This window comes from Streptomyces sp. NPDC020747 (assembly GCF_044334695.1).
Classification (GTDB): Bacteria; Actinomycetota; Actinomycetes; order Streptomycetales; family Streptomycetaceae; genus Streptomyces.
In genome coordinates this window covers 823094-840475 of record NZ_JBIRTJ010000002.1, presented here as the reverse complement: position 1 = coordinate 840475, position 17382 = coordinate 823094, and the positions used below count along the sequence as shown (strand labels likewise).

Below are 17382 nucleotides of genomic sequence, written 5' to 3'. Positions count from 1 at the left end.
CTAGTTACCTCCTGTCGTACCGCTGGAGACCGTCCCGCTGGAGACCGTCCCGCTGGGGAGCGAGCCACTGGGAAGCGAGCCACCGGCGCTGAAGGCGGGCGCGGGTGCCGGCTCGCCGTCCGGCACCCGGACCGTGACGGGGGCCACGCGCTGCCGGGCCCGGCGTTCCTGGAACCGGGTGCCGAGCCACACGCCGACCGGGGCGAGGGAGATGGCCAGGGCGAGGACGGCCCAGGTGCGCATGGCCGCGTGCGTGTGGTCCAACACGAACGACGCGACCAGGGACGCCGTCAGGACGGCCGCCCAGAACAGGTGGATCCGGAAGGTCAGCACCCGGTCGGGGCTGGCGCCGCCGCCCTTCGGGGTGACCACGAAACGGCTGGGGCGGCGGACCACGGCCGCGCCGAGCGACTTGAGGTAGATCGGCGCGGAGAGCGCCGACATCGCCATGCCGGCGAGGCCGCCCGAGCCTTCCGGTTCGTGCGGGGAGACGTTGTGCCGCCGGTTCCAGAGGTAGAGGCCGATCTGGAGGGCGGCGGCGTCGCTGTAGAGCATCAGCCACATGGACGCGGCGACCTGCGTGCCGGACGCGCCGAACCACAGGAACAGCACGCAACTGAGGATGCCCAGCAGCCAGTTGACGGCCGTCATCGGATAGTAGACGAGCATCATCGTGTACGAGAACAGCCGGCCGGGCGGCATCGTGAAGGGTGCCTTCCAGTACTGCTTGAACAGCGTCTCGTACGTGCCGCGCGACCAGCGCATCTGCTGGGTGAAGAAGTCCGTCCAGGACGCGGGGCCCTCGCCGACGGCCAGCACGTCGGGTGTGTAGACCGACTGCCAGTGGTGACCGGTCCTCGGGTTCTTGTGCCGGTGCAGTTCGAATCCGGTGGCCATGTCCTCGGTGATGGAGTCGTACAGGCCGCCGACCTGTCTGACGGCCGCGATCCGTACGACGTTGTTGGTGCCGACGAACATGGGGGCGCGGTAGCGGTTGCCGGCACGCTGGATCAGCGCGTGGAACAGGAACTGCTGGGACTCGGCCGCCTTGGTGACCGGAGTGGTGTAGTTGCCGTACACCTGCGGGCCCACGACGAACGCGACGTCCGGGTCGCGGAAGTAGCCCATCATCCGCTCCAGGAACTCGGGGAGCGGGACGTGGTCGGTGTCGACGGAGGCGAAGAAGTCGTACTCGCCGCCGTGCATCGCGATCCACGCGTTGTAGTTGCCGTGTTTCGTACGGGCCTTGTGGACGCCCTTGACCCTGTTCCACTCGGGGACGCCGTGGCGGGTGAAGTGGTGTACGCCCAGTTCGACGCAGAGGGCCTTGGCCTGTTCGTCGTCGCCCTCGTCGAGGAGCCACACATCAACGCCGCCACCGTCGCCGTGGGGGCCGGGGTGGGTGACACGGACGGCGCCTTCGAGGGTGGCGCGGACCATGGAGAGGGGTTCCTTGCCCGGGACGTACGTGGTGAGGAAGGCGACCCGGGTGCCGGGCTCGGGGGTCACGGGGACCGGGTCTCTGGCGACCATGGTCGCGTGGGCGATGGAGACCACGTTGACGACCATGAACAGCTCGATCAGGCCGATGGATATGAGCATCGCGATGTCGAGGCCGACCAGCCAGCGGGTGCCGCCCTCTCTGGCGACCCAGTGGGTCGGCCAGACCAGGTAGACGAGGAGCAGCCCCGTGAGCAGCGGGGCGAACGTCATGAGCAGGACGGCTCGTATTCGGTGGGGCTCGCGCGACAGGAGCTTGGTGTACTGCACCCGGTACGCGGTGCCGGACGGCTCCGTGAGCGGTCCGGCCAGTTGGCTGTGGGTGTCGTAGTCGTAGCCCTCCGGCCGCACAGCGCCCTCCAGTGATCGAACGAGCCGATACCCACACAAAAGTGGCTTTTGGTCGGCGTGTCGAACGGAGGGGGTCCAGTTGGGGGGTAGGGGGGTGGGGCTGTATCGATATGCGGCTCCGCCGCGGGGCGCGGGCAACCCAAGACGACCGGCACTCGGCAAACCGGCCTCGGCACCGGGCTTTTCAGGGGCGCGGGGAACTGCGCACCCAGCACCGACCCACCCGCACCCACTACGCAACCCCGCGGCAGCGGCACCGCGGCTACGCCGACAGGTGTCGCTCCACCGTGTCGACCTTGGAGGTGAGTCCGTCGGTGACACCGGGCCGGATGTCCGCCTTGAGGACCAGGGAGACCCGCGGAGCCCGCTCCTCCACCACGGCGACGGCCCGCCGGACGACGTCCATGACCTCGTCCCACTCGCCCTCGATGGACGTGAACATCGCGTCGGTGCGGTTCGGCAGCCCCGACTCCCGCACGACCCGCACGGCGTCGGCGACGTACTCGCCCACGTCCTCGCCGACACCCAGCGGCGTCACGGAGAAGGCGACGATCATGCGCTGACGACCCCCTCGTTGCGCGCGCGGGACGCGATGAGCGCGCTCTCCGCCTCACTCTTGAGCTTGCGCTCGGCGAAGAAACCGCCGGTCGGCAGCACGGAGAGGACGAAGTAGAGGGCCGCCGTCTTCAGGTCCCACTTGGTGCGGTTCCAGGCGTCGGCCCAGAAGATCAGGTACAGGATGAAGAGGACGCCGTGGACCATGCCCATCACGGGTACCGCGTTGAAGTCCGTCGTCCGCTTCAGCACCGAGCAGACCAGCAGGAGAAGGAAGGAAACGGCCTCCGGGGCCGAGACCAGACGGAGACGACGGAGGGCGGAGGCGGTCTTGATGTCCACGAGTCACCTTCGGTGGGAGGAGTCTGGGGTGGATTCGGAAGGGCTGCAGGTGCCGCGCCGACGCTTTGTGAACGCACGCACAAGCTTTCCCATTGAAACATCCGGACCCCGGTCGCCCGGCCGCGGGGTCCGGGCCCACAGGACGTGACGGACCGGACCCCGAGGTGTCTTCAGGGACGGATCATCCCGAAGGATCTGTTCGGCGACCAGGCCCGACGGTTACCGTCATCCTCGTGGCGATGTTCCGACTCCAAGGCAGCAAGGTGCTGGCCGTCGACATGACCGGCGACGCCGTGAAGGCGAAGAACGGGTCGATGGTGGCGTACGACGGTCAGATGGCCTTCAAGAAGCTCAGCGGCGGTGGCGAGGGTATCCGCGGCATGGTGACGCGCCGGATCACCGGTGAGCAGATGACCCTCATGGAGGTGAAGGGGCAGGGGACCTGCTGGTTCGCCGACCGGGCCAGCGAGATCAACCTCGTGAGCCTCCAGGGCGACAAACTCTTCGTCGAGTCGAGCAATCTGCTCGCGACCGACTCGGGGCTGCGTACGGGCACGTCCTTCACGGGGCTCAGGGGCGCCTCGCAGGGCAACGGGCTCTTCACGACGACCATCGAGGGGCACGGCCAGGCGGCGATCATGTCGGACGGGCCGGCCGTGGTGCTGCGGGTCAGCTCGCAGTATCCGCTGACCGTCGACCCGGGGGCGTACATCGCCCATCAGGGCAACCTGCGGCAGTCCTTCCAGTCCGGTGTGACGTTCCGCACGTTCATGGGCGAGGGCGGCGGCGAGGCCTTCCAGATCCGCTTCGAGGGCGACGGCGTCGTGTACGTACAGCCCAGTGAGCGCAACTCGATCGCGGGAGACGTGTGACATGCCCTTCCGTGAGATCAACTCGAAGATGATCGAGGCCACGGTCGTGCCGGGGCAGCGGCTGTTCAGCCAGCGCGGCGCGATGCTCGCCTACAAGGGCGAGGTGTCCTTCACCCCCAACACGCAGGGCGGCCAGGGTGGGATCACTTCCATGATCGGCCGCCGGGTCGCGAACGAGGCGACCCCGCTGATGACCGTCGAGGGCTCCGGCACGGTCCTGTTCGGACACGGCGGCCACCACATCCAGGTGATCAGCCTGACGGGCGAGACCCTGTACGTGGAGGCGGACCGGCTGCTGGCCTTCGACGGCACCCTGACGCAGGGCACGATGTTCATGGGCTCGCAGGGCGGGGTCATGGGCATGGTGCGCGGCCAGGTGACGGGGCAGGGACTGTTCACCACGACCCTCAAGGGGCACGGCTCCGTCGCCGTCATGGCGCACGGCGGGGTCGTCGAGGTGCCGATCAGCCCGCAGCGCCCGGTGCATGTCGACCCGCAGGCGTACGTCGCCCACCACGGGGACGTACGCAACAAGCTGTCCAGCGCGCTGGGCCTGCGCGATCTGGTGGGCCGCGGCTCGGGCGAGGCGTTCCAGCTGGAGCTGAGCGGGAGTGGTGCGGTGTACGTGCAGGCGTCGGAGGAGAAGCTGTGACCACCTACCCGGGCACGGGCCCCGTGATCCACGACCCGTCGACGCTTCCGGTCGACGACAACGTGAACGCGTACACCTTCTGCGTGGAGCTCAAGGGGAGCGAGTGGTTCCTGCAGAAGGGCAAGATGATCGCGTACTACGGCTCGATGGAGTTCAACGGCATCGGGCACGGTCGTCTCGACCGGCTGGTGCGGACGAGTTTTCATTCGCCGTTGCACGCGAGCGACTGGGTCGTGGCCTCCGGCTCGGGCAAGATGCTCCTCGCCGACCGGGCCTTCGACGTGAACTCCTTCGACCTGGAGGAGGGCAACCTGACCATTCGCTCGGGCAATCTCCTCGCTTTTCAGCCAAGTCTCGCGCTCAAGCAGTCGATCGTGCCGGGCTTTCTCACGCTGATCGGGACGGGCAAGTTCGTGGCCGCGTCGAACGGTCCCGTGGTGTTCATGGAACCCCCGATCCGGGTCGACCCGCAGGCCCTGGTCGGCTGGGCGGACTGCCCCTCGCCGTGCCACCACTACGACCACGGGTACATGACAGGCTTGATGGGCGGTCTACGTGCGCTGACGGGCCTCGGAGGGGCCTCCGGGGAGGAGCACCAGTTCGAGTTCGTGGGCGCCGGCACGGTGCTGCTTCAGTCCAGCGAGGCCCTGATGGCCGAGCAGGCCGCGGGCGCGGTCCCGCACGAGCCCGGAGTGCCGGGTGGTGGCGGGGTACCCGGCCACCAGGGACAGCAAGCCGGCACACCGCGCCTTCCCGGACAGCTGGGGGACCTCCAGCGTCGCTTCGGGCTGTGAGCGGTAGTCTGCGGAGTGTGACGTCGAACGTGTGCGCGCCGTCACACAACCCTCACTAGTTCGCCTTTCAACATCTTAGGTAGAATTCATTCATGGAGACCGAGACGGCCACCCGCTGGCTGACCGATGCGGAGCAGTGCGCCTGGCGCACCCACCTGGAGGTCAACAGGCTGTTGACGTATCAGCTCGAAAGGGACCTCCAACCGTTCGGCCTGACGATGAACGACTACGAGATCCTGGTGAACCTCTCCGAGTCGGAGGGTGTACGGATGCGAATGAGCGACCTCGCGTCCGCCACCCTCCAGTCCAAGAGCCGCCTCTCCCACCAGATCACCCGCATGGAGAGCGCGGACCTGGTCCGGCGCGAGAACTGCGAGTCCGACCGCCGTGGGCTGTACGCCGTGCTCACGGACCACGGTGCGGAGACGATGAAGAAGGTCGCGCCTCACCATGTGGCGTCCGTGCGACGGCACTTCATCGACCTCCTCTCGCCGGAGGCCCTGGAAGAGCTCCACAAGTCCCTGACCCCGATCGCGGAGCACCTGCGGGGACAGCGGGGGCGTTCGTGACGTACGACCGGATCGGCCTGACCGACCGGGCGACCTACTAGAGCGGCCGACTCGGCCGGCCGGCTAGACCGGCTGAGCCGACCGGGCCGGTTGTCCCGACTGTGCCAAGGGCAGGCGGAGTTCGAACAGGGCTCCGCCTGTCGGCGCGTCCCGGACGGTGAGCGATCCGCCGTGCCGGACGGCGACGTCGCGGGCGATGGCGAGGCCGAGACCGGCTCCGCCCTCGTCGCGCGTACGGGCCTCGTCGAGCCGTACGAACCGCTCGAAGACCCGCTCGCGCTCGTCGGCGGGCACGCCCGCGCCGTCGTCGGCGACCCCGACGACCGCCCACTTCCCCGTGCGCCGCACGGTCACGGCGACCGAGGACCGCGTGTGCCGCTGGGCGTTGTCCAGCAGATTGCCGAGCACCCGCGTCAGCTGACCGCGGGATCCGCTCACCTCCACGGCGTCCGCGTCCACGGACACCTCGAACCGGTCCCCGACCCGCTGTCCGGCCTCCGCGCGGACGAACGCGGCCAGGTCGAAGCGCGCGTCCGCCGGCCGCTCCCCCGCGTCCAGCCGGGCGAGCAGCAACAGGTCGGCGGCCAGCCGCTGCAGCCGTACGGTGTCCTCGACGGCCCCGTCCAGGTCGAGCAACTCCGGGTGTGCGGCGCCCACTTCGAGCTGGGTGCGCAGCGAGGCGATGGGGCTGCGCAGCTCGTGCGAGGCGTCGGCGACGAACGCGCGCTGTCGCTCCACCGAGGCCTCCAGGGCGGCGAGCGTCTCGTTCGTCGTACGGGCGAGGCGGGCGACCTCGTCGTGGGTGGCGGGCTCGGGGACGCGCCGTGAGAGGTCCTCGGAGGCCGTGATGGCGGCCATCTCGGCCCGGATCCCCTCCACGGGGCGCAGGGCCCGCCTGGTGACGAAGTACGTCACCCCGCTGACCGTCGCCAGCAGCAGGGGCAGGCCGATCAGCATGGTCGTCAGCGCCGTTCCGACGGCGTCCTTCTCGCCGGAGAGCGGAGCGCCCGCGTAGACGGTGAGCGGGACACCCCCTCTGGTGACCACGTCGACCGCGGCGAACCGGTAGTCGGCCGTCTTCCCCTCGACCGTCGCGGTGCCCTCGCCGTACCAGGTCTCGTCGGCCATGTCGCCGGGTTCGAGAGCGTCCTCCTCGTCCGCGACCCCCTCGTCCTTGTCGCCGGCGTCGTCGTTGGCGATGGAGTTCAGCCGGTCCGATTCCTTGGCGGCCACGCTCATGCCCTCGACGTCCTCGCCGAAGGCGACGGCCTTCCCCTTCCGGTCCAGGACCTCGACGGGGTTCTCGTCGCCGTCCGGCAGGTCGAGGTCGTTGTAGGCGAGCCCGTTCGACAGCGCCGAGGCCGCGTTGCGGGCCACCGAGTCGGCCTGGGTGTCCGCCTGGTCGATGAGGCTGGACCGCAGCGCGAGCAGCACGGCGGCGCCCGCGGCGACCAGGGCCACGGCGACGACGAGGGTCGCGGCGAGCGTGGCGCGGGCCCGTACCGATCTCATTCGCCGCCTCATCCCCGTACCTCCAGTCTGTATCCGGCCCCGCGTACGGTCTTGATGAGCTCCGGGCCGAGCTTGCGGCGCAGGGTGCTGATGTAGACCTCGACGATGTTCGGGTCTCCCTCGTACGCGAAGTCCCAGACGTGCTCCAGGATGTCGGCCTTGGACACGACCTCCCCGGCCCGCACGACGAGCTGCTCCAGGACGGAGAACTCCTTGGTGGTCAGGGTGATCTCGTCCTCACCGAGGAACACGCGCCGGGCGGCGGTGTCGACCTTCAGGTTCCCGACCTCGTGCACGGGCGAGGCTCCGCCCGACGGGCCGCGCCGCCGCAGCAGCGCCTTCACCCGGGCGACGAGGACGACGTACGAGAACGGCTTGGTCAGATAGTCGTCGGCGCCCGTGTCGAGCCCCTCGGCCTCGTCGTACTCGCCGTCCTTCGCGGTGAGCATCAGGATCGGCACGTCGTGTCCCGCGGCGCGCAGGGCGCCGCACACGCGGTAGCCGTTCATGCCGGGCAGCATGATGTCGAGGATGACGAGGTCGTACGAACCCTCGCCGGCCATGTGCAGCCCCTCCAGGCCGTCGTGGACCACGTCCACGGCGTATCCCTCGGCCGTCAGGCCCTTGGCGAGCGACAGGGCGAGCCGCTTTTCGTCCTCCACGATCAACAGGCGCATGCGCCAAGAGTCGCAAACCGAACCTGAAGAAGCCTTCAGGAGGCTTCAGGTCGCCTTCAGCGTCGGTCAGCCAGATTGGTTCCTGTCGAACAGCAGACGAGGCGGACAAGCCACTGCAACCGGCGACACCATCCGTTACTGGTTGCAACCAGTCGCATTCTGGAGGAACCCCATGAAGCGCAACATCGTCATCGCCACCATCGCGGCCGCTGCCCTGATCGGCGGCGGCACCGCGACCGCCCTCGCGGTCTCGGGTGACGAAGAGGCGCCGGCGAAGAAGTCCAACGTGCAGGTGTCGAACGACGACAACGGCCGTGACGACGACGCCAACGTGAACGACACGGACGACAACGACGCCGACGACCGGGCCGACGACAAGGCCGACGCGGCTGACGACAGGGCCGCGAAGGACACCGGCGAGGACGCCGAGGACAAGGCCGAGAACGCCACCGACGCCAAGGTCGCGAAGGTCAACGCCGCCGACGCGATCAAGGCGGCGCTGAAGGACACGGCCGGTACGGCCGTCTCGGCCGACCTGGACGACGAGGGCACCAAGCACGTCTGGGACGTGGACATCCTCACCAACGGCGGCGCCTGGCACAGCGTCCAGGTCGACCCCGCCACCGGCAAGGTCGTCGGCTCCCACGTCGACCGGGACGACGACGGTGACGACGCCGCCGAGACCGCGCAGATCCGCGCCGCCCTGAAGGGCAGCTCCGTCACCGCCGCCGAGGCCGCGGAGGCCGGCGCCGCCAAGGGCACGGTGACCTCCGTCGACCTCGACGAGGAGAGCACGGACAAGGCCTGGGAGGTCGACACCACCGCCGCGAACGGCACCGGCAGCGACTGGAGGGTCAACCTCGACTCCGGCAAGATCACGGCGGACCGCTCGAACGACTGACGTCCACTCCTCTCCCCCCACAGGTAAGGGCACCCGGCACCGGGTGCCCTTACCGGCGTCAGCGGGCCTGTTCCGCCGCGCCCGCGTCCCGCTCCGCCGCCTGCTCCCGCGTCTCCGCCTGCTCCTGAGGCAGTGCGCGGGAGTACCGGGTTCCCACGCCGACGGCGACGGCCGCGAGCAGCGCCGCTCCGCCGGCCAGGGCGAACCCCGCCCCGACGGGCAGCCGGCCCACCAGCAGTCCCCCGGCCGCCGCACCCGTCGAAACGCCCGCGTTCACCGCGGTGTTGACCCAGGCACCGGCCTGGACCCGGGCGCCCGGCGCGGCGGACTCGTCGGCCACCAGATACGCGGTCGTCAGTGCCGGGGCGACGAAGAACCCGGCACACACGACGGCGCCGGTGAGCGTGGCGAGGCCCGGAGCGAGCCCGGCGCCGGCCAGGGCGAGACCGAGGCCCGCCGTCAGCGCGGGCAGTCGCACCCGGGTTCCGGTGCGCCACTCGACCGCGCCGTACAGCAGCCCGCCCACGGCGCTGCCGGCCGACAGCGCGGCGAAGATCCACGCCACGGTGTCGTCCCCGTGGCCCCGCTGCTCGGCGAAGGCCAGCACCAGCAGGTCGACGGCGCCGAGCGAGAGCCCGACGCCCGCGGCCACGACGACGGGCCGGACGAGCCCGTGCCCGATCCGCGTCCGAGTCCGCGTCCGGACGCGTGAGGGCCGTACGGCGACGCCCTTCACCACGGGTGAGGTGACGAACGCCAGGGTGCCGATGCCGACCAGCAGGGCGCTGACGGCGACCCCGGCGGCCGGGGGCGCGAACCCCACGACCACTCCCACCAGCAGCGGCCCCGAGACGAACAGCAGCTCCTCGGCGACGCCGTCCAGGCTGTACGCCCGCTGCAACAGCCGTCGGTCGGTGACGAGTTCGCCCCAGACGGCCCGCATGGTGGGGCCGAGGGGCGGGGTGCAGGCGCCCGCCGCGACGGCGACCGTGCCCAGGACGGCGGCGGGTGCTCCTGGACTCCAGGTCGCCGCGGCGAGTGCGCCGAGCAGGCCCGCGTACAGCGCGGCCATCGGCAGCAGTGCGCGGCGCGGGCCGTGACGGTCCACCAGGGCCGCCCGCAGGGGTGACAGAAACACGCTCGCGGCGCCGAAGAGCGCCATCACGGCACCGGCCACGGCGTACGAGCCGGTGGCACGGCTCACCGCCAGCATCATGGCGATCGAGACCATGCCGTACGACAGCCTGCCCACGAGGGCGGCCGTGAAGGTGCGGGTGGCGTGGGGCATGCGCAGTACCGCGGCGTACGAGGGCCGCGTTGAAGACGCAGACATGCGAAGGGTTCCTCAGAAAGAGGGCGCCGCCGAGTGGGCGTGCGCCCGGGCGACGGGGACGCCTGTGCTCCGCGACGGCGGCGACTGCCGCGCTGCCGATCGCGGGCCTGGACGGGCCCTATGCCAAGAGGAGGAACACGCCGATGAAGCTACCAGCGCCCCCGGGCCACCGACAGGGCTTTTCTTCGCCCCCGCCGCCCCTACCCATTCCCGTCACTTCCTCGGGGGCCAGCCCCCGAACCCCCGCTCCTCAAACGCCGGAGGGGCTGAGTTTCAGCCCGTCCGGCGTTTGAGGACGAGCGCGCCAGCGCGATAGCGGGGGTCTGGGGGCGCAGCCCCCAGGGACGGGACGGGAAGGGGCGGCGGGGGCGAGGAAAACCCCCGGGTCAGCCCTCCGTCAGGCCCTCCACCAGGGAGTCCGCCGCCCGGTAGGGGTCCAGGTCGCCGGCGACGATGCGTTCGGCGAGGGCGCTGAGGCGCCGGTCCCCGTGGAGGTCGGCGATCCGTTCGCGCAGGGCCGTGACGGCGATCGTCTCGACCTCGCGGGAGGCCCGGGCGAGACGCCGCTCAACGAGCACCCCCCGCTCCTCCATCCACGCCCGATGCTTCTCCAGCGCCTCGACGACCTCGTCGATGCCTTCCTCCCGCGCGGCGACCGTCTTCACGATGGGCGGCCGCCAGTCCCCGGGCCCCCGGGACTCCCCGAGCCCCAGCATGTGGTTCAGCTCGCGGGCGGTGGCGTCCGCCCCGTCCCGGTCGGCCTTGTTGACCACGTACACGTCACCGATCTCCAGGATCCCCGCCTTGGCGGCCTGGATGCCGTCGCCCATGCCGGGAGCCAGCAGCACCACGCTCGTGTCGGCCTGGGATGCGATCTCGACCTCGGACTGTCCGACCCCGACGGTCTCCACCAGGACCACGTCGCACCCCGCCGCGTCCAGCACCCGGATCGCCTGCGGGGCGGCCCAGGCGAGCCCGCCAAGGTGTCCTCGCGTCGCCATGGAGCGGATGTAGACGCCAGGGTCCGACGCGTGGTCCGACATCCGCACCCGGTCCCCCAGGAGCGCACCGCCCGAGAAGGGCGAGGACGGGTCGACGGCGAGGACACCGACCCGCTTGTCCTGTCGCCGGTAGGCGGTCACGAGCGCGGACGTGCACGTCGACTTGCCGACACCGGGCGAGCCCGTGAGCCCCACGACGTACGCGTTGCCCGCGAGCGGCGCCAGTGCGGCCATGACCTCACGGAGCTGCGGGGACGCCCCCTCCACCAGGGAGATCAGCCGGGCCACGGCCCGCGGTCGGCCTTCCCTGGCCTGGGTCACCAGCGAGGCGACGTCCTGCATCACAGCTCCGTTCACGAAACGAGAAACGCGTCAGACCTTGGGTACCCGCACGATCAGCGCGTCACCCTGTCCGCCGCCACCGCACAGCGCCGCCGCGCCCACTCCGCCGCCCCGCCGCTTCAGTTCGAGGGCGAGGTGCAGTACGAGCCTGGCACCGGACATGCCGATCGGGTGGCCGAGGGCGATGGCGCCGCCGTTCACGTTCACCTTTTCCGTGGACACCCCGAGGTCCTTCATTGACTGGACCGCGACGGCGGCGAAGGCTTCGTTGATCTCGATCAGGTCAAGATCCTCGACGCCGATGCCCTCCTTCTTGAGCGCGTGCTGGATCGCGTTCGACGGCTGCGACTGCAAAGAGTTGTCGGGTCCCGCGACGTTTCCGTGGGCGCCGATCTCCGCGATCCAGTCCAGTCCGAGCTCCAGCGCCTTGGCCTTGCTCATGACGACGACGGCGGCCGCCCCGTCGGAGATCTGGGAGGCCGAGCCGGCGGTGATCGTCCCGTCCTTCGCGAACGCGGGCCGCAGCTTGCCGAGCGACTCGGTGGTCGTCTCGCCGCGGATGCCCTCGTCCTTGCTGAAGACGACGGGCTCGCCCTTGCGCTGCGGAATCTCCACCGGAGTGATCTCCGCCTCGAAGAGGCCGTTCTTCTGCGCGGCGGCGGCCCGCTGGTGCGAGAGGGCGGAGAAGTCGTCCTGCTCGGGCCGCAGGATGCCCAGGCGCGTGTTGTGCTTCTCGGTCGACTCGCCCATGGCGATGTTCTCGAAGGCGTCGGTCAGCCCGTCGTACGCCATGGCGTCGAGCATCTCGACCGCGCCGTACTTGTAGCCCTCCCGGGACTTCGGAAGCAGGTGGGGAGCGTTGGTCATGGACTCCTGGCCGCCCGCCACGATCACGTCGAACTCGCCGGCGCGGATCAGCTGGTCCGCGAGTGCGACGGCGTCGAGGCCCGACAGACAGACCTTGTTGATCGTGAGCGCCGGGACGCTCATCGGGATGCCCGCCTTGACCGCGGCCTGGCGTGCCGGGATCTGCCCTGCCCCGGCCTGGAGCACCTGACCCATGATCACGTACTGCACCTGGTCGCCGCCGATGCCCGCACGGTCGAGGGCGGCCTTGATCGCGAAACCACCGAGGTCGGCTCCGGAGAAGGTCTTGAGAGAGCCGAGCAGCCGTCCCATCGGGGTGCGGGCACCCGCGACGATGACGGAGGTGGTGCTGTTCGTTCCAGACATGAGGAGCGATCCCCTTCCAGCTTGCACAGCTGAGGAGTGAACGAGGGTTTACTTTGAATGTACTGACCGGTACGCACCCCGTCATCCGGCGCGGTGTGTGATCGCGCGCACGTTGCGTAACCGCCTCCGGAGCGCTGCACTGACAGCATGCTGACGCGAATCGACCACATCGGGATCGCCTGTTTCGACCTCGACAGGACTGTCGAGTTCTACCGTGCGACGTACGGCTTCGAGGTCTTCCACTCCGAGATCAACGAGGAGCAGGGCGTGCGCGAGGCCATGCTCAAGATCAACGAGACGTCCGACGGGGGCGCCTCCTACCTCCAGCTCCTGGAACCCACCCGCGAGGACTCCGCCGTCGGGAAATGGCTGGCCAAGAACGGTGAGGGCGTGCACCACATCGCTTTCGGTACGGCGGATGTGGACGCGGACGCGGCCGCCATCGGCGACAAGGGCGTACGCGTGCTGTACGACGAGCCGCGCAGGGGTTCGATGGGGTCGCGCATCACCTTCCTGCATCCAAAGGATTGCCATGGCGTCCTGACAGAACTGGTCACATCGGCGGCTGTTGAGTCACCTGAGCACTGACCCGCGTACATAAGGGCCGGTAGGGTTGGGGACGGCCGCCGCTCTTACGGGGCGGTCCGGGTCCTCATCGTCAGGATCCGAGGGCCGGGGTCCAGGTTTCGGGGGCGAGTGGCGGGGCAGCAGCGTGTGCTCCGCCGTTGATCTGACACCATTCCCCGGGGGCCCCGTTCGGCGGATGGACGGTGCTCGTTTGGAGAGACTTGCGACCAGGGGACGGATGGGACCGCGCAGTGCGGGGCTACGAACGCCAGGAGCGAGAGCCGGCGGCTGACGTCGACCACCTCTCTCGGTTCGAGGCCGAGATGGAACGGCTGAAGACCGAGCGGGAGAAGGCCGTCCAGCACGCCGAGGACCTCGGCTATCAGGTCGAGGTGCTGCGCGCCAAGCTGCACGAGGCGCGCCGCAGTCTGGCGACCCGGCCTGCCTACGACAGCGCCGACATCGGCTATCAGGCCGAGCAGATGCTCCGTAACGCGCAGGTCCAGGCGGACCAGCTGCGCCAGGACGCCGAGCGGGAGCTGAGCCAGGCCCGCGCGCAGACTCAGCGGATCCTCCAGGAGCACGCCGAGCAGGCCGCCCGCCTCCAGGCGGAGCTGCACCAGGAGGCGGTCACCCGTCGCCAGCAGCTCGACCAGGAGCTCTCCGAGCGTCGGCAGAGCGTCGAGTCGCACGTCAACGAGAACGTGGCGTGGGCCGAGCAGCTGCGCGCCCGCAGCGAGCAGCAGGCCCGCCGGCTGGTCGACGAGTCCCGTGGCGAGGCCGAGCAGGCCCTGGCCGCCGCCCGTACGGAGGCCGAGCGGGTCGCCGCGGAGGCCCGTCAGCGGCTGCAGAGCGACGCGGAGCAGGCGCGCGCCGAGGCCGAGGCGCTGCTGCGCCGGGCCCGCACCGACGCCGAGCGGCTGCTGAACGCGGCGTCGACGCAGGCCCAGGAGGCCACCGACCACGCCGAGCAGCTGCGCAGTTCGACCGCCACCGAGTCGGACAGCGCGCGCCGTCAGGCCGGCGAGCTGAGCCGGGCCGCCGAGCAGCGCGCCAGCGAGGCCGAGTCGGCGCTGCGCGAGGCGCGGGCCGAGGCGGAGAAGGTCCTCGCCGAGGCGAAGGAGGCCGCCTCCAAGGCGCTCTCCAGTGCGGAGTCGGCGAACGAGCAGCGCACGCGTACGGCGAAGGAGCAGGTCGCCCGGCTGGTCAGCGAGGCCACCAAGGAGGCCGAGACCACCAAGGCCGAGGCCGAGCAGGTCGTCGCGGACGCCAAGACCGCCGCCGAGAAGATCGTCGCGGAGGCCGAGGAGAACGCGCGCAGCCTCACCGCCGAGGAGACCGCCTCCCAGCTCGCCAAGGCGGCCCGTACGGCCGAGGACGTCCTGAACAAGGCGTCCGAGGAAGCCAAGTCGACCACCAAGGCCGCGTCCGAGGAGGCCGAGCGGATCCGCGCCGGCGCCGAGGCCGAGGCGGACCGGCTGCGGGCCGAGGCGCACGACATCGCCGAGCAGCTCAAGGGCACGGCGAAGGACGACACCAAGGAGTACCGCGCCAAGACGGTCGAGCTGCAGGAGGAGGCGCGTCGGCTCCGCGGCGACGCCGAGCAGCTGCGCGCGGACGCCAACGCCGAGGGCGAGCGGATCCGTTCCGAGGCCCGGCGTGAGGCCGTCCAGCAGATCGAGGAGGCGGCCAAGACCGCCGAGGAGCTGCTCGCCAAGGCGAAGGCCGACGCGGACGACCAGCGGTCGAACGCGACGACGGAGAGCCAGCGGGTCCGCACGGAGGCCATCGAGCGCGCCACGACGCTGCGCCGGCAGGCCGAGGAGACCCTGGAGCGCACCCGCGCGGAGGCCGAGCGGCACCGGGCGGAGGCCGTCGAGCAGTCCGAGGGCATCACGGCGGAGGCCGAGCGGGCCGCCCGCGAGCTGCACGAGGACACCGAGCGGGCCATAGCGGCCCGCCAGGCCGAGGCCGCCGAGGGGCTGACCCGGCTGCACACGGAGGCCGAGGAGCGCCTCGCCTCCGCCGAGCAGGCGCTGACCGACGCGCGCGCGGAGGGCGAGGGCATCCGCCGCGAGGCCGCCGACGAGATCGACCGGCTGCGCGGCGAGGCCGCCGAGCGGATCCGTACGCTCCAGGCGCAGGCCGAGGCGGAGGCCGAGCGGCTGCGCGACGAGGCGGCTTCCGACGCGTCCGCGTCGCGTGCCGAGGGCGAGTCCATCGCCGTACGGCTGCGTTCGGAGGCCGCGGCGGAGGCCGAGCGGCTGAAGTCGGAGGCACAGGACACCGCGGACCGCGTACGGACCGAGGCGCAGGCCGCCGCCGAGCGGCTCGCCACGGAGGCGGCCGAGGCGCTGTCCGCCGCCCAGGAGGAGGCCGCCAGGCGCCGCCGCGAGGCCGAGGAGCTCCTCGGCGCCGCCCGGCAGGAGGCCGACCAGGAGCGGGAGCGGGCTCGCGAGCAGAGCGAGGAGCTGCTGGCCTCGGCGCGCAACCGCGTGGAGGAGGCCCAGACCGAGACCGTACGGCTGGTCGAGGAGGCGGACCGCCGGGCGAACGAGATGGTGTCGGCCGCCGAGCAGACCGCGCAGCAGGTACGGGACTCCGTCGCCGGGCTGCACGAGCAGGCCCAGGAGGAGATCACGGGCCTGCGCAGTGCCGCCGAGCACGTGGCGGAGCGCATGCGTACGGAGGCGCAGCAGGAGTCCGACCGGGTCCGCGCCGACGCCTACGCGGAGCGGGAGCGGGCCACCGAGGACGGCAACCGTGTCCGGCGCGAGGCCCGGGACGAGGCGGAAGCCGCCAAGTCCCTTGCGGATCGCACGGTTTCGGAGGCGATCGCCGAGTCCGAGCGGCTGCGCTCGGATGCCTCGGAGTTCGTCCAGCGGGCCCGTACGGAGGCGTCGGACACCGTCGCGTCGGCCGAGCAGGACGCCTCACGGGCGCGGGCCGAGGCCCGCGAGGACGCCAACCGCATCCGGTCGGACGCGGCGACGCAGGCCGACACCCTCATCACCGAGGTGACGTCGGAGGCGGAGCGGCTCACCGCGGAGACCAACGCGGAGGCGGAGCGGGTCCGTTCGGAGTCCGTGGCGAAGGCCGAGAAGCTGATCTCGGACGCGACGGGCGACGCGGAGCGGCTGCGCGCCGAGGCGGCCGAGACGGTCGGTTCCGCACAGCAGCACGCGGAGCGGGTCAGGTCGGAGGCGGAGCGCTTCAAGAACGAGGCCGCCGCCGAGGCCGACCGGCTCATGTCGAACGCCCGCGACGAGGCCGACGACACCCTGGACAAGGCGCGCAAGGAGGCCAACAAGCGGCGCTCCGAGGCGGCCGAGCAGGTCGACACGCTGATCACGGAGACGGCCGCCGAGGCCGACAAGCTGATCACGGAGGCCCAGCAGACGGCGCACAAGACCACCGCGGACGCCGAGACGCAGTCCGACTCGATGGTCGGCGCCGCCCGCAACGAAGCGGAGCGGGTGGTCTCCGAGGCGACCGTCGAGGGCAACTCGCTGGTGGAGCGGGCCCGGACGGACGCGGACGAGCTGCTGGTCGGCGCGCGCCGGGACGCCACCGCCATAAGAGAGCGGGCGGAGGAGCTGCGTGACCGGATCACCGGCGAGATCGAGGATCTGCACGACCGGGCACGCCGGGAGTCCGCGGAGACGATGAAGGCGGCGGGCGACCGCTGTGACGCGCTCATCAAGGCCTCCGAGGACCAGCTGAGGGAAGCCGAGGCGAAGGCCAAGGACCTGGTGTCGGAGGCCAACTCCGAGGCGGGCAAGGTCCGGATCGCCGCGGTGAAGAAGGCGGAGGGGCTTCTCAAGGAGGCCGAGCAGAAGAAGGCCGCGCTCATCTCCGAGGCCGAGGCGATCAGGTCCGAGGCGGTGCGCGAGGCGCGGGCCGCGGTCGAGGAGGGCAGGCGCGAGCTGGAGGTGCTGGTCCGGCGCCGCGAGGACATCAATGCCGAGATCTCCCGTGTCCAGGACGTCCTTGAGGCGTTGGAGTCGTTTGAGGCCCCGTCGAGTGGCAAGGACGGTGGCGTCAAGGCTGCCGCTGCGGCCGGTGCGACTCGTTCGGGTGGCAAGCCGTCGGAGGGCTAGCCAAATGGCCAACTTCCGTGCTTGCCAGAGGCCTTCGGCACCGTCTCTGGCAAGTGGTCCGGCAGTTAGCCACCAAAAAGG

General features: G+C 70.9%; 15 protein-coding genes. 7 read left to right on the top strand and 8 right to left on the bottom strand.

Going from position 1 to position 17382, the window contains the following annotated elements; all coding sequences use genetic code 11:
• The 3 genes from ACH4YP_RS08855 to ACH4YP_RS08845 form a co-directional block, all read right to left on the bottom strand.
• Complete coding sequence (locus ACH4YP_RS08855) at positions 1-1851, bottom strand: glycosyltransferase family 2 protein (RefSeq protein ID WP_398489966.1); 1851 nt, start codon at positions 1849-1851, stop codon at positions 1-3.
• A 262-nt stretch (positions 1852-2113) separates the two neighbouring features.
• Entirely contained in the window at positions 2114-2407 is a 294-nt protein-coding gene (locus ACH4YP_RS08850) for an MTH1187 family thiamine-binding protein (protein ID WP_189845560.1), read from the bottom strand.
• On the bottom strand, positions 2404-2748 hold the full coding sequence (locus ACH4YP_RS08845) for a DUF3817 domain-containing protein (RefSeq protein WP_398489965.1): 345 nt from the start codon (positions 2746-2748) through the stop codon (positions 2404-2406). Before ACH4YP_RS08845 ends, ACH4YP_RS08850 begins: the two co-directional genes overlap by 4 nt.
• Before the next feature lie 239 nt (positions 2749-2987).
• Between ACH4YP_RS08845 and ACH4YP_RS08840 the strand changes: the two genes are divergently transcribed.
• The 4 genes from ACH4YP_RS08840 (at position 2988) to ACH4YP_RS08825 (ending at position 5635) form a co-directional block, all read left to right on the top strand.
• Positions 2988-3620, top strand: a complete 633-nt coding sequence (locus ACH4YP_RS08840) for an AIM24 family protein (protein WP_210890576.1) — start codon at positions 2988-2990, stop codon at positions 3618-3620.
• A 1-nt stretch (position 3621) separates the two neighbouring features.
• Complete coding sequence (locus ACH4YP_RS08835) at positions 3622-4272, top strand: AIM24 family protein (protein WP_398489963.1); 651 nt, start codon at positions 3622-3624, stop codon at positions 4270-4272.
• Positions 4269-5066, top strand: coding sequence for an AIM24 family protein (locus ACH4YP_RS08830; RefSeq protein ID WP_361061328.1), 798 nt, complete (start codon positions 4269-4271; stop codon positions 5064-5066). Before ACH4YP_RS08835 ends, ACH4YP_RS08830 begins: the two co-directional genes overlap by 4 nt.
• Positions 5067-5158: 92 nt before the next feature.
• Positions 5159-5635 (top strand): MarR family transcriptional regulator, encoded by a 477-nt coding sequence (locus ACH4YP_RS08825; protein ID WP_361061327.1) that lies wholly within the window; start codon positions 5159-5161, stop codon positions 5633-5635.
• Positions 5636-5698: 63 nt separating this feature from the next.
• Here ACH4YP_RS08825 and ACH4YP_RS08820 read toward each other — a convergent pair whose 3' ends face one another.
• Complete coding sequence (locus tag ACH4YP_RS08820) at positions 5699-7159, bottom strand: HAMP domain-containing sensor histidine kinase (protein WP_361061325.1); 1461 nt, start codon at positions 7157-7159, stop codon at positions 5699-5701.
• Positions 7156-7824 carry a response regulator transcription factor gene (locus ACH4YP_RS08815; protein ID WP_361061323.1) on the bottom strand — a complete coding sequence of 223 codons (669 nt, stop codon included), beginning with the start codon at positions 7822-7824 and terminating at the stop codon, positions 7156-7158. Before ACH4YP_RS08815 ends, ACH4YP_RS08820 begins: the two co-directional genes overlap by 4 nt.
• Before the next feature lie 172 nt (positions 7825-7996).
• Between ACH4YP_RS08815 and ACH4YP_RS08810 the strand changes: the two genes are divergently transcribed.
• Complete coding sequence (locus ACH4YP_RS08810) at positions 7997-8725, top strand: PepSY domain-containing protein (protein WP_398489960.1); 729 nt, start codon at positions 7997-7999, stop codon at positions 8723-8725.
• A gap of 58 nt (positions 8726-8783) precedes the next feature.
• Here ACH4YP_RS08810 and ACH4YP_RS08805 read toward each other — a convergent pair whose 3' ends face one another.
• From ACH4YP_RS08805 to ACH4YP_RS08795, 3 genes are all read right to left on the bottom strand, one after another.
• On the bottom strand, positions 8784-10058 hold the full coding sequence (locus tag ACH4YP_RS08805) for an MFS transporter (RefSeq protein ID WP_398489958.1): 1275 nt from the start codon (positions 10056-10058) through the stop codon (positions 8784-8786).
• A 386-nt stretch (positions 10059-10444) separates the two neighbouring features.
• On the bottom strand, positions 10445-11401 hold the full coding sequence (gene meaB / locus ACH4YP_RS08800) for a methylmalonyl Co-A mutase-associated GTPase MeaB (protein ID WP_398489957.1): 957 nt from the start codon (positions 11399-11401) through the stop codon (positions 10445-10447).
• Between the two features lie 30 nt (positions 11402-11431).
• Positions 11432-12634: an acetyl-CoA C-acetyltransferase gene (locus ACH4YP_RS08795; protein ID WP_398489956.1), complete on the bottom strand. Its 1203-nt coding sequence runs from the start codon at positions 12632-12634 to the stop codon at positions 11432-11434.
• A gap of 147 nt (positions 12635-12781) precedes the next feature.
• Between ACH4YP_RS08795 and mce the strand changes: the two genes are divergently transcribed.
• Together mce and scy are read left to right on the top strand one after the other, a co-directional pair.
• On the top strand, positions 12782-13222 hold the full coding sequence (gene mce / locus ACH4YP_RS08790) for a methylmalonyl-CoA epimerase (RefSeq protein ID WP_361068874.1): 441 nt from the start codon (positions 12782-12784) through the stop codon (positions 13220-13222).
• A gap of 230 nt (positions 13223-13452) precedes the next feature.
• The gene (gene scy, locus ACH4YP_RS08785) at positions 13453-17301 is read left to right on the top strand and encodes a polarized growth protein Scy (RefSeq protein WP_361068876.1); all 3849 of its coding nucleotides are present in this window, start codon (positions 13453-13455) and stop codon (positions 17299-17301) included.
• The last annotated feature ends 81 nt before the right edge of the window (positions 17302-17382 follow it).

Bases quoted from the DNA above. Each gene is read 5' to 3' on its own strand.
- ACH4YP_RS08850 (WP_189845560.1), bottom strand. From the start codon at position 2,407: ATGATCGTCGCCTTCTCCGTGACGCCGCTGGGTGTCGGCGAGGACGTG.
- ACH4YP_RS08840 (WP_210890576.1), top strand. From the start codon at position 2,988: ATGTTCCGACTCCAAGGCAGCAAGGTGCTGGCCGTCGACATGACCGGC.
- ACH4YP_RS08835 (WP_398489963.1), top strand. From the start codon at position 3,622: ATGCCCTTCCGTGAGATCAACTCGAAGATGATCGAGGCCACGGTCGTG.
- ACH4YP_RS08825 (WP_361061327.1), top strand. From the start codon at position 5,159: ATGGAGACCGAGACGGCCACCCGCTGGCTGACCGATGCGGAGCAGTGC.
- ACH4YP_RS08820 (WP_361061325.1), bottom strand. From the start codon at position 7,159: ATGAGGCGGCGAATGAGATCGGTACGGGCCCGCGCCACGCTCGCCGCG.
- ACH4YP_RS08815 (WP_361061323.1), bottom strand. From the start codon at position 7,824: ATGCGCCTGTTGATCGTGGAGGACGAAAAGCGGCTCGCCCTGTCGCTC.
- ACH4YP_RS08810 (WP_398489960.1), top strand. From the start codon at position 7,997: ATGAAGCGCAACATCGTCATCGCCACCATCGCGGCCGCTGCCCTGATC.
- ACH4YP_RS08805 (WP_398489958.1), bottom strand. From the start codon at position 10,058: ATGTCTGCGTCTTCAACGCGGCCCTCGTACGCCGCGGTACTGCGCATG.
- meaB (WP_398489957.1), bottom strand. From the start codon at position 11,401: ATGCAGGACGTCGCCTCGCTGGTGACCCAGGCCAGGGAAGGCCGACCG.
- ACH4YP_RS08795 (WP_398489956.1), bottom strand. From the start codon at position 12,634: ATGTCTGGAACGAACAGCACCACCTCCGTCATCGTCGCGGGTGCCCGC.
- mce (WP_361068874.1), top strand. From the start codon at position 12,782: ATGCTGACGCGAATCGACCACATCGGGATCGCCTGTTTCGACCTCGAC.